The organism is Butyricicoccus sp. AF18-9LB (assembly GCF_027684505.1).
GTDB lineage: Bacteria > Bacillota > Clostridia > Oscillospirales > Butyricicoccaceae > Agathobaculum > Agathobaculum butyriciproducens.
Genome location: NZ_JAQCWA010000044.1, coordinates 1 through 10,916, shown reverse-complemented (window position 1 = coordinate 10,916; position 10,916 = coordinate 1). Strand labels below are relative to the sequence as shown.

Genomic DNA, 10,916 nt, shown 5'->3' with positions numbered 1-10,916 from the left:
CCACTCTTTTTCTGTATACCCGCAAAAGAGAAAGAGTGGAGTAAATCTCCACTCTTCACTCTTTTATAATACGCTGCTGACTACCGCCGCGACCTCCGTCCCACTGATTCCCTGCTCTGCGGGCACGGTCGGCGCTTTGATGTCAAAGCCGACTGCCTTTGCAAGCTCTGCAAGGGAGTTATGGACGGTCAGCGGATTCGGAATCTGCGAAGAATCGCCGTCTTCGGTCGTAGCATCCGGGTCAATGATGATGGTATCGCCGCTGACCTTTACCACAGCAGGATCGTTGCCGAACAGCGGTACGAACAGATCGACCGGAACATAAAAACGTAAAATACACATAGATACAGCGGCGCCTCTACCATTTTAGTAAGCTTCCGCAGATAAAAACATGACAGTCCGGCTTGCTTGTCCGCCTTCGCGGCAGCGCGGTGGTTTGCAGTGAATGGTCACCACAGAAAGCCCTTTCGGCTGCTTGAACCATTTTTGCTTTGAAATATTGTCTGACTTCAGATGTTCCGGCGAGAATATGAAGGCGTATTGACAGTATCGTTTGCACGCGCAAATGATCGCTTTTTGCTTTGAAATTACCGCCCGATCTTACCAGGTCGCGGTAATTGATTTTATAAAATTACAGAATATGAAACAATTTCTGCTGTTTTTACGCGGTTTTATCCGATTGTTAAGCCAAATGATAATAAAATCGCAGTTTTATTTTGCCCTCTCACATAGGCGGTACTACCGCCTTTGTGAGAGGGCGTTTTTTACCGCATGATTTTCGGCTTTAGGGCTTCAAAATATGGACCCCAAAAATCGGGGGAAGGGTTCAAAATTCAAAACTTATGCCACCGGTTGCAGAACCAGGTGTCATAAGCTATAATATGGGTGTCAAAACCGTGAAAACGGAGGGGTTAGCATGATATTCGGCTACGCGAGAGTATCCACCAAAACGCAGGCGCGCGACGGCAACAGTCTGGACGCGCAGCAGGCGGCGCTGACGACGGCGGGCGCGGAAAAAATCTATACGGATACCTTCACCGGCACGAAGATGGACCGACCGGAATGGGACAGGCTGCGCGCGCAGCTGCGAAAAGGCGATGTGCTCATCGTCACCAAGCTCGACCGGCTGGCGCGGTCGGTGTCGCAGGCGTCCGGCATGATCACCGACATGATCGACGAGGGCATTACCATCAACGTATTGAACCTCGGTATCCTGTCCAACGATTCGGTCAACACGCTGCTGCGCAATGTACTGCTGTCGTTTGCACAGTTCGAGCGCGACATGATCGTGCAGCGCACGCAGGAGGGCAAGGCGGTTGCCCGCGCGACCGACCCCGATTTCCGCGAGGGACGGCCGCCCAAGTTCGATGCCGAGCAGCTTGACCATGCAATGGCACTGCTCGAGGAGCATTCGTATACGCAGGTCGTGAAACTCACTGGTATCAGCAAGTCTACGCTGATTCGGGAGAGGAAGAGGAGGAAGAACTTCTAAATTGAAGTTAATTAGATTGACAAATCCGTAAGTCACGCGTATTATAATAAGTAACAGGACTCCCCACACCTCTCAACGATGTGTCCCAGGGGAGACATTTTTTTATCTGGGGAATCTCATATCATACAAATAAAAGAACACAGTTCTTATACTGAACAAATAACAAAACTGCGCAGCAGAGGCTGTATCATTACAGATGATGCGGCTTGTGAACAAATATTAAAACATATCGGTTATTATCGTTTATCAGCTTATTTGCTGCCATTCAAAAACGAAGACGGCACCTACGGTAAAAACCTGTCGTTCGAACGTGTTTACCATATTTATGAGTTTGATCGGAAGCTTCGCAATCTTCTGTTTTCTGCTATCGAGGTTATTGAAATAAGCCTTCGAGCACGTCTTGCATATTTTCATTCCGAAAAATATGGACCGCTCGGATACCTCGATGCTTCATTCTTTAATTCGAAACACAATGCTGAAAAATTCAAGGCAAATCTTAATCGTGAAATCGAAAACAATAAAAAGGTACTATTTGTTAAACATCATCTCGAACACTACGATGGAAAATTTCCATTATGGGTTGTCTGCGAGCTGTTTACTTTCGGTATGCTTTCGTATTTTTACAATGATCTGACTACTACAGATAAAAAGATTTTCGCCGGGTCTGATTACCGTCATATGGTCAGCTGGCTAAGATGCTGTACGGATTTGCGTAATATTTGCGCTCATGACGGCAGACTCTATTTCAGAGTATTCTCCGCCGTACCCTCTGGTTTTGATATTCCCGAGCGCATGAAAAGAAGGCTATGGGGTGAAATTCTTTCCGTAAAGGCGTTATATCCGTCTTCCCATAAATGGAATACCGAGTTTATGCCCGCCATTACTGCTCTGTTTGAGGAATATGCAGATGACATAGACCTATATCATCTGGCAATTCCAAGAGATTGGCAAGACGAGCTGAAAAAATGAAATATACTGATACTGCTATTTAAAACAGAGGGGGTATGCCCGTATGACATACCCCCTCTGTCTATTCTTAGCCTCTCGGCGGGAATGGATCATGTCCGTGAGAGTCCTTATCCCTGATGCGTCCATCTGAGCGATGAATCACTAGCTCAGAATGCTGATTTCGAGAGATCTCTCTTGCAATATCCATTGCCTGTTTTTGAGTGGCAGTACGTACCGTAGCGCGCGTATTGCCCTCTCCTTTCACCTGCCATCCGCCTGCCGGATGAGGTATTACATGCTGATTTTTACCCATAAGTACGCCTCCTTACTTTAAACGAGTGACCCGTCCGCAGTGCGGACATTTTGATGGGTTCGTCACCGGAATCACGCGTTTTCCGCAACGACAGATATAATATTTGTATTTGATAGTCATATAGACCTCCTGTTTGTAGAAAGATTATTTATTACAATCACACTATGAAAAAAGACTGCGTTTTTTTACCTTTCTAGACACAGATCTCATATTGCAATCGGAAGTCAAATATGATACAATAACCGTGAATTATGACAAAGTACCATAACCCGTGCTTCTGTCGTCTCGCAGGACACCGAGTTGCAGCTCGGTGTCTTTTTCTTTTCTCATTTTATGTGTTGTTATCAAAAAACAGCTTTGGATTACATCCGAACGCATTTTCCAGAATACGATTGGTTAAATTAACCTTTGCTCGCGATGTTTTCAAATCGCTCATTCGATGTAAAACGCTCCTGCCGCAATCATCCTTTGCAGTGATCCATACTTGATCTCGTCGATACTCTCCATCAACTAAAAGAGGCTGATGAGAAGTACAAATCAGCTGTGCATGATGCGGATTGCTTTCTTCATTTGTAAACAGGTGGATAATTTCCTTGGCCAGTGACAGATGAAGACCGTTTTCCAGCTCATCAACCATCAAGACACCGCCATCTTCGAGAACATCAAAAAGATAGGGCAGTGCAGTAAACAATTTTACCGTTCCCAGCGACTCATCTTTAAAAAAGGAAATTGGTGTAATCGTCGTTTCCTTGCCGTTTTCATACACTGCATGGCGCGATGCTATACCCACCCTCGTCGTTTTGACGATAGCTTCTCTGTTTTCAAAATCATCCGAAGTATTTCTTTGATGCTCCACCTCTTCTTCTTCAAAAGATACTTTTATATCTCGAAGAGTCGGATCGGCAGTACGAATGATATTGATATACTTGCGAAGCCGATCCTCCGAAAAAGTTTTTTTAGGATTGATCGGCTGTAGCTTACCCGCGGTCATACTGACCACATTTATTCCTTGAATCGCAGAAACGATCTTCGAAGCCAATGGATTATTCAATAAGTCAGCAATCGGAAGGCATAACGCTTCTGGTTTAACCATACGCTTGACATCTTCAAAACCTTTCAGTTCTGAACGAAGCGTGATATCTTTAAAAGACGATGATGTACGTTCCAGTAATTTTTCTGTTCTCCGGTACTTCTTTGTAAGAAGTTCGTAAACAATTTCTTGTCCCTGAACTGCAAAGGTATAATGGTATGTTATGTTATCTAAAACAAGCTCGATTGCAAACCTTGTAGGCTGTTCTCTGTAACTTGTATCAAATGCAAAGTTTTTTACAGGCGCATCTATGTTTTTAAACTCTGGCCTCGCCATCAGCTGCGCAGCATCTATTACGGCTAATGGTGAAAAACTCAGGAATCGTTGAATTTCTCGGATTATCTTACAGAAAAATGTTTTTCCCGATCCATTTGCACCATATAGGAAAGAAACCTTATTAAATCGACTATTCCCACAAGCAAATGTGTTGTCGATATACTCTTTCTTGCTTAAATCCGCTTCCGTGGTAAACGTAATCGGTTCGGCAAAGGAAGCAAAATTTTCTGCAGAAAGCGATTTCAGAATGAGGTTTTCCATATTTTTCGCCCCTTCCAAAGAAAATTATATCATATACCAGTAAAATGTCAATTGTTATTTTCTATTTTTCGATATATATGTTGAAATTTATGCGATAACATAAATTTAAAAAAACGCCTCTGACGTTATCCGTCGGGGTGATGTCTTACTCTGCCGCTATCTCCTGCATGCGTTCGATCAGACGACGAGACAGCTCCTCGTTTTCCGGCTTTGCCACAAAGCGCAGCAGCGCCAGCATGAGTTTCTCGGCGGTGACGTTTGCTTTTACGCACCATTCCTCGGTCAATTCCAGCACGTCCGTATCAACATCCACGTTCACCTCAACGGTTTCTTCTGTGCGGCCGCAGGCAGCACCGTCAATCTCTTTACTCCACGCAGCGAGACATCGCTCCCGATTCTCCTCTACTGCCTGCACCGTCTCCGGCTCGGAAAACGGCTGGATATCCGGCAGACGGTTCCGGATGAGTTCCACATCATGGACATGCAGCGTCTTATCCTCGAATATCACGAGCAGAACCTCGTCCAGCAGCGCGATCACACGCGTAATCTCGATTTCATGCTTCATCTTCTTCCTCCTCGTCAGACAGTACGCTCGCCCAGTGCGCCAGACGGATTTTCGGCTGCGGTATATCCTGATACCAGTAATCACGCAGCAGCGCAAGTTTTCGCTTGATTGGCTCGCTCTGCTCGTCTGTAATTACGATCAGTTCATCAAAGTGCAGTCCGTTTCCTGTGGCGGTAAGACAGAACATGCCAATTTTCGCGACGTCAAACCAGTATTCAGCTATCGGATAATAAATAATCACCATTGTCCGGCCGTTTTTCAGATGCACATAGATGGTCTGACTATCTATCATCCCATAGAATTCCCTCGGGTTCTTTTGCATACTCTTTACCCCGTTTGACTGATGCAGTCTTTCCTCCAGCTGTGAAATGATAACCTCCTTCCATTCCGGGAACGGATGTCGTATATACAGCTGCGGTTCCGGACACACGCAGCGCACCCACCGCAGCAGCTCATGCCAGTATGGGTCTGTATTCTGCATACTGCCGTCCAGAAAATCCAGCTGTGCAGCCTCCTCCGGCTCTGCCTGAAGATACAGCACGAAAAGAAAAGTATTCCGCATCAGCACTTCCGCTTTCCATATCTCATCAAACAGACCGTGCCGGAGCAGGCGGCCGTTCAGATAGATCATCAGTCCTCCGGACCATCTGTCCCCCAGATAATAGTGATAATTTCCCCGTGCCGGTTCAATCTCGCCGTAGCGATACGAGGCGTGTACGCTGACGCCGTTCAGGAGAAAATGCGCCTCATCTTCCCTGCTGTTGTCCGTCCAGATCGGCTCCAGTCCGGTCAGATTGTACATCCGCGTCCGGCCGTTCAGCGGTTTCCAGAAGAAATGTATTTTCTGCCTTTGCGGACCGCCGCCGCAGTCTGTCTCGCCGAGCAGCACCGGCAGATAAGTAACGCGCAGCTCCTCCATCATGCGCTCTATCCGCATTTCCAGTTCCCTGCTGTCGCGGCAGTTCTGGTCTACCAGCTCATGCGGCAGAGGAACGGAAACCTTCGTGCCCGAAGTCCGCATCATGTGCGGAAGCTCATCGAGTGAGACTGCCTCGTATTGCATGACTGAATCGCGGTACGGCGCCGCCACTCGCAAAGCAGTACCGTTCTCTGTTTTGGTGATCATCTCCCATGCTTTGTCTTTCGGGTCACAGTTTACGAGCACGGTTTTCAGTCCGATGCCGAAGCGGTTATACCGGCCGAGCTTCTGCGGCTTTGCACGGTCACAGCCGAATACTTCGCTCAGCCTTTCCTCCGCTATTCCCTCGCCGTTATCGATCACCTCCAGCTGATACTGGTGCCAGTCCTCCTGTCTTAAATATACGGCTACGTCGCCGGCATTTGCCGACAGAGCATTGTCCACGAGTTCCTTCAGAATGTCCGGTAAAATGAGCCGCCGCGAGGCGAGAATATTCCACAAAACTGGCGGTCTCGGCGCAAATTTTTTTGCTGACATTTTTGTTTTTTCCTCCTGTGAAAATTGTTATCCAACTATGAACAACACACTATTCACAGTTGCAGGAAAATAAAAAACGTGCAGATCCATAAGAGCCTGCACAGTCAAAAATGTTCCGCAAAATCCCATTGAAAAACTGCTGCAATTCTCGCTGCCGAATTGCAATAATTTCAGAAAAAGGGTATACTGGTACTGCGGTGCGAACTTGAAATTTTTCGCTGTACAGGTGGCTGCTTCACCTGCGCAGGCTGACAGGGGTTGCCGCCTCTGTCAGCTGCCGTTTTTCATTCTTCTGATGATAGTATATCATGTACGGGCGCGTACATCAATTGTTAGATTGCATAAAATCAGTTTTATATTTTTTACAGCAGAATAAGGGGATAGTATTATGCTGATCAGCGATGCACGCCGCCGCGCAAACGACAAGTGGCGGGACAAATTCGACGAGATGCGCTTTCGCGTTCCGAAGGGAAAAAAGGAAGTGATCACAGCCTATGCCGCCGCACATGGCGAGTCTATTAACGCTTTCATCAACCGTCTCATTGACGAGGAAATGGCAAAAGCCGAAGCAGAAAAATAAAGAGCGGATGCAGACTGTAAATCAGACTGCATCCGCTTTTTATCTCAGCTTTGCAAATTCTTCTTCGATCTTCTCAAGCTGCCCGGAAATCTTTTTGAGCGTTTGCGTATCAACGTTGCCGGAGATGTGCGCAAGCCGCGCCATTTGATTGATATTCACAGCGATGCCCTGCAGCTTCCGCCGCATGTCCTGCTGAACATCTTGGCCAATCATCTTGATCTCTCCATTTTCGATCAGCAGACGGAAATACTCCGCCATTGTCAGGTCGCTTCTGTGGATTTTTCTCTTTAACATGAGCAGTTCTTCATCATCCAAACGCACAATGATCTGATGATTGCGTTTTCTCATTTTTCATTTTCTCCTTGTCGTGGCTATTCGGGGTTGCAGGGGAAATTCCACTGAGGAAACAGGTTTGTGGCTATCCAAAACCTTATGCTTGCGGAATCTTTAACCTTTAGTATAGTAAAGCACATTTCTGTTTGCCATACAGATGCTGTTTTCTTGCTTTTTTCTTCTCTAACTGCTGCTGCAGACCGTGAAAAATTTTCACAGGTACGATACTCTATTTCTGAATAAACCGGCACTCCGATACAGGCTTCCGATCACAGATTTTGCAGGTTCCGAGGTTCACACTGCCGCGTCCACCATAAGACGAAAACGCTGTCGTTTTGTCCACCCGGCCGCAGTACCGGCATTTAACCCAGCGGTTTCCGTCCGGGTCAATGACCTGCGTTTCCTGCTGATTAAGCTGCTCCGCAAGCGTCTGCCGAAACGCTTCTTCTCTCTGTTTTTTCTGCGCGCGGCGGCCGGCCTCTTCCTTCTCGTGAACCAGTTTTTCCATCGCGCGCTGCCGCTCACTTTTCGTATTCTGCGGTCTGCGGACCGGCAGCGTCTGCGTTCGTTTTGGCCGCTGCTTTTGCTCGCGCTCTGGACGCTCAAGCAGCTCTTTCATCTGCTGTTCTCGCCGTATTTTTTCCTGCTGTACCTCGCGCTCAAACTCGCTTTTTTTCCATTCACACAGAGCAGCCAGCGGCGCGTTTTGATAGAGCAGCCGTCCGTACTCGCTGATCGAAAATTCACGCAGCGCGCCTGCTGCAAACTCGATCTCACGCCACAGACCGGTACAGTCCTGCGCGTAGAAAACCGCAGACAGCTTCGCCGTGGAATACTCCATCTCCTCGACGTCCAGCAGCAGACAATATCCCTGCCGCTCCTGCACTTTCATCAATGCTTCCGGATACTGACCGTTGCCACAGCTGTTCAACGCATCCACAATATAAATCAATCGAATACCGCTGCTGTTCGCACGGAGAATTTCCATCTTCTCGTCTGACAGATTCGCGCGGTTACAGCTGTAACTAACCGCAAGTTTGCTCGTCCGCGACACAAACGAAAACTCGTATTTCCGCGCCGTGTCTCCGACCAGACAGATGGGAACCCGCGTTTCCACATCGGACACGTTCAGCTTTTCATCCAGCCAGCATTTCAGCACGATCTTGGAATAGATTGAGTGCGGTCTCTCGGTCTCAGCAGTGCACTCGTGCTGTCTGGCGCTGTCCTTCAGACGGAAATGCTGTGCGCGCAGGTTTCTGTCTCCAGCAACGAGAATAAGGTTTGCACCGCAGCCGCATGGACAAAACAGCTCACCTTTGCGGCTTCTAGTGCGAAGCGCGGACAGCTTGTCCGGAATATTGATCTGCTTTCCGTCAATGACTGTGAAAATACTCTCAATGCCGATGTATTTTCCGTCGCATAGGCAAACCGATCTTTGTACCATTTCGCTGCTCCTTTCGGTTATATTGTGAAAAGAGAACCTTTTCTTCTAATAGACTCTCAATTCAAAGTTTTAGCGTTGAACAGTTATAAATTTTTAACTTTATAACTTTATGTAGTCTTATCCAAATAGAAAAGCTCCGGTGCAGAAACACCGGAGCTTTTCTCGTGCCCCATGGACACTTTCACCATTTCTTATTAAAGAGTATACTGCATAGCCGCAATCATTGCAACCATATTCGACATTTCTTGCTGCAATCCGACATCCATGTTATACTGTACAGGCTACCACCCCCCATACAGGTAGAGGAAGGGGGTGTTCCAGTATGGAAATTCTCTCATCTTTTGTTATCTCTGTTGTGGCAGGTGTAATCGCCAATTACATCTGTAAATGGTTGGACGGAGATAAATAATCGGTAGCCAGCCTCAGGCCTAAGCCACCTGCTACAAAACGGAATAGAAAATCCCCCAGAGGTTGCGTCTCTGGGGGATTTTTGTGTCCAGTATGGACACTCTCATCTTTTGGCCTACTGATAGTATACCGCATATCAGTAGGCTTTGCAAGTATATCCGAATCAGAAAGTCTTATTCCGGGAAGTCAAACATCTGCTCCCCTACTGTACCTATATTCGACTTTCCTTGCTGCAATCCGACATCCATGGTATACTGTACAGGCTACCACCCCCATACAGGTAGAGGAAGGGGGTGTTCAGCATGGATTGGCTGATTTCCTTTATACTCTCTGTTGCGGCAAGCGTAGTAGCCTACTACATCTGCAAATGGATGGACAGAAAGTAAGCTGGTAGCCATCCTCAGGTTTGATCTGCCTGCTCCCCAAAGATAAGAAAAGCCCCGGAGTCGTGACCTCCGGGGCTTTTCGCTGTTCAGTATGGATATACTGATTTCCTTTTGCCTACCGATAGTATACCGCATATCAGGCGGCATTGCAAGTATATCCGGAAAACCCGGATTCATTCTAAAAAACCCAACTCTTCCGAGTATTTTTCAACTTCACCTGATTAAGATTGACATTCCTTATTTTCCATGGTATTCTTAATTACAGGAAAAACAAAAGAGCCGATGCCTAGGAAACATCAGCTCTTTGATAAACGGTATCCGCCACTTGGTGCTTCCAACACCAGCGGGCGGTAAGATCTCACTCACCCTGAGACCAGTAACGCGCCAAATGGCGCATACCGCTTACTGTATAATCATTATACATTCAACAAGCGGTTATGTCAATAAGACGCGCGTTTTTCGACAAAAATCAATTTTTCTGCTTAACACGGCACATTTTACTTGTGCAACATTACGAATTTTCGATTTTTGATACGAATTTAGACATGGTTTTTCAATCGTCTGGTGTGAGAGCATCAGACGATTTTTTGTTTCTTCTGCAAAAATCGACCATCAGAAAGGAGGGAAAGCAATGTCCGCAGCTGGCTACACCACAATCTACAACGAAGTTCTGCGCGACAGAACGCTTTCCCTCGAGGCGAAGGGTCTGTTTGCCGTCATCAAGTCTTTTGTCGGCCTGCCGGATTTCGCGCTCAGCAAGCGCCGTCTCGGCTATGCCTGCTCGGACAGCGCCTACCTGCTGAATGCTGCGTGGAAGGAGCTCAAGCAAAAGGGATACTTGCAGCACTATTTCTCCCAGTCGGAAAATGGTGCGTTCTGTCATGTCTATAACCTGATGCAGCATCCGTCCGAGCCGGTGGACTACGTCTATTCCCCGTCCATCGACCGCCCCAACGGTGATGTTGCCTGCATTTCCGGTGCACAGCGCGACTACACCAACATTTCCACCTCGGTCCTGCGCGACAAGACCATTTCCCTTGCCAGCAAGGGACTGTTCGCCCTCGTCAGCCATCTGATGAAGATTCCCGACTTCGTTCTCCGTCCCGAGGGAATCCGTGCGTTCTGCATGGAGAAAGTAAAACATTTCTCGACGCTCTGGAAGCGCTTCAAGATTTCCGGTCTGCTCAAGCAGCACCGCTTCCCTTCCGGTCAGGAGAATCACTGGACCTACGAATATAAGCTCTGCGAAACACCCGATCTGGAAACGCCGTATCTGACCAATTACCACATTGACGGCTCTATCTCCACCGTAGCCACGATCGACGGCTTCCTTGCGAAAATCAAAACGCAGGTTTCTCGCATTC

General features: G+C 47.4%; 12 protein-coding genes. 5 read left to right on the top strand and 7 right to left on the bottom strand.

From position 1 onward, the window contains the following. Positions 1–63: 63 nt before the first annotated feature. On the bottom strand, positions 64–342 hold the full coding sequence (locus PGY33_RS13990) for a hypothetical protein (protein ID WP_270479142.1): 279 nt from the start codon (positions 340–342) through the stop codon (positions 64–66). A 574-nt stretch (positions 343–916) separates the two neighbouring features. On the opposite strand from PGY33_RS13990, the gene PGY33_RS13985 reads away from it, so the two are divergent. Both PGY33_RS13985 and PGY33_RS13980 read left to right on the top strand, forming a co-directional pair. Beyond that, on the top strand, positions 917–1,492 hold the full coding sequence (locus PGY33_RS13985; RefSeq protein WP_118481379.1) for a recombinase family protein: 576 nt from the start codon (positions 917–919) through the stop codon (positions 1,490–1,492). A gap of 78 nt (positions 1,493–1,570) precedes the next feature. After that, positions 1,571–2,461 carry an Abi family protein gene (locus PGY33_RS13980; RefSeq protein WP_270479140.1) on the top strand — a complete coding sequence of 297 codons (891 nt, stop codon included), beginning with the start codon at positions 1,571–1,573 and terminating at the stop codon, positions 2,459–2,461. Positions 2,462–2,528: 67 nt separating this feature from the next. On the opposite strand, the gene PGY33_RS13975 is transcribed toward PGY33_RS13980, so the two are convergent. The 4 genes from PGY33_RS13975 to PGY33_RS13960 all read right to left on the bottom strand — a co-directional run bounded on the left by PGY33_RS13975 (position 2,529) and on the right by PGY33_RS13960 (position 6,401). Continuing rightward, on the bottom strand, positions 2,529–2,753 hold the full coding sequence (locus tag PGY33_RS13975) for a DUF2188 domain-containing protein (RefSeq protein WP_270479139.1): 225 nt from the start codon (positions 2,751–2,753) through the stop codon (positions 2,529–2,531). A gap of 331 nt (positions 2,754–3,084) precedes the next feature. Then, complete coding sequence (locus PGY33_RS13970) at positions 3,085–4,380, bottom strand: AAA family ATPase (protein WP_118481376.1); 1,296 nt, start codon at positions 4,378–4,380, stop codon at positions 3,085–3,087. Between the two features lie 145 nt (positions 4,381–4,525). After that, a complete protein-coding gene (locus tag PGY33_RS13965; RefSeq protein ID WP_118481375.1) occupies positions 4,526–4,945 on the bottom strand; it encodes a hypothetical protein in 420 nt (139 codons plus the stop codon). Further along, positions 4,935–6,401, bottom strand: coding sequence for an ATP-binding protein (locus PGY33_RS13960; RefSeq protein WP_270479138.1), 1,467 nt, complete (start codon positions 6,399–6,401; stop codon positions 4,935–4,937). The genes PGY33_RS13965 and PGY33_RS13960 overlap by 11 nt, the downstream gene beginning before the upstream one ends. 388 nt (positions 6,402–6,789) lie before the next feature. On the opposite strand from PGY33_RS13960, the gene PGY33_RS13955 reads away from it, so the two are divergent. Beyond that, positions 6,790–6,981 carry a hypothetical protein gene (locus PGY33_RS13955; RefSeq protein ID WP_118481373.1) on the top strand — a complete coding sequence of 64 codons (192 nt, stop codon included), beginning with the start codon at positions 6,790–6,792 and terminating at the stop codon, positions 6,979–6,981. Between the two features lie 39 nt (positions 6,982–7,020). Here PGY33_RS13955 and PGY33_RS13950 read toward each other — a convergent pair whose 3' ends face one another. Beyond that, complete coding sequence (locus PGY33_RS13950; protein WP_118481372.1) at positions 7,021–7,329, bottom strand: plasmid mobilization protein; 309 nt, start codon at positions 7,327–7,329, stop codon at positions 7,021–7,023. A 66-nt stretch (positions 7,330–7,395) separates the two neighbouring features. On the opposite strand from PGY33_RS13950, the gene PGY33_RS13945 reads away from it, so the two are divergent. Then, positions 7,396–7,557, top strand: coding sequence for a hypothetical protein (locus PGY33_RS13945; protein ID WP_158574459.1), 162 nt, complete (start codon positions 7,396–7,398; stop codon positions 7,555–7,557). Here PGY33_RS13945 and PGY33_RS13940 read toward each other — a convergent pair. After that, entirely contained in the window at positions 7,544–8,758 is a 1,215-nt protein-coding gene (locus tag PGY33_RS13940; RefSeq protein ID WP_118481371.1) for a DNA topoisomerase I, read from the bottom strand. The genes PGY33_RS13945 and PGY33_RS13940 overlap by 14 nt on opposite strands. Positions 8,759–10,183: 1,425 nt before the next feature. Between PGY33_RS13940 and PGY33_RS13935 the strand changes: the two genes are divergently transcribed. Then, positions 10,184–10,916 (top strand): hypothetical protein (locus tag PGY33_RS13935; protein WP_442865584.1); only part of this gene is annotated, 733 nt, incomplete at its 3' end.

Excerpts from the sequence above, each read along its gene's own strand:
- PGY33_RS13980 (WP_270479140.1), top strand. The coding sequence starts at position 1,571 with ATGTGTCCCAGGGGAGACATTTTTTTATCTGGGGAATCTCATATCATA.
- PGY33_RS13950 (WP_118481372.1), bottom strand. The coding sequence starts at position 7,329 with ATGAGAAAACGCAATCATCAGATCATTGTGCGTTTGGATGATGAAGAA.
- PGY33_RS13970 (WP_118481376.1), bottom strand. The coding sequence starts at position 4,380 with ATGGAAAACCTCATTCTGAAATCGCTTTCTGCAGAAAATTTTGCTTCC.
- PGY33_RS13990 (WP_270479142.1), bottom strand. The coding sequence starts at position 342 with ATGTGTATTTTACGTTTTTATGTTCCGGTCGATCTGTTCGTACCGCTG.
- PGY33_RS13975 (WP_270479139.1), bottom strand. The coding sequence starts at position 2,753 with ATGGGTAAAAATCAGCATGTAATACCTCATCCGGCAGGCGGATGGCAG.
- PGY33_RS13940 (WP_118481371.1), bottom strand. The coding sequence starts at position 8,758 with ATGGTACAAAGATCGGTTTGCCTATGCGACGGAAAATACATCGGCATT.
- PGY33_RS13955 (WP_118481373.1), top strand. The coding sequence starts at position 6,790 with ATGCTGATCAGCGATGCACGCCGCCGCGCAAACGACAAGTGGCGGGAC.
- PGY33_RS13960 (WP_270479138.1), bottom strand. The coding sequence starts at position 6,401 with ATGTCAGCAAAAAAATTTGCGCCGAGACCGCCAGTTTTGTGGAATATT.
- PGY33_RS13965 (WP_118481375.1), bottom strand. The coding sequence starts at position 4,945 with ATGAAGCATGAAATCGAGATTACGCGTGTGATCGCGCTGCTGGACGAG.
- PGY33_RS13985 (WP_118481379.1), top strand. The coding sequence starts at position 917 with ATGATATTCGGCTACGCGAGAGTATCCACCAAAACGCAGGCGCGCGAC.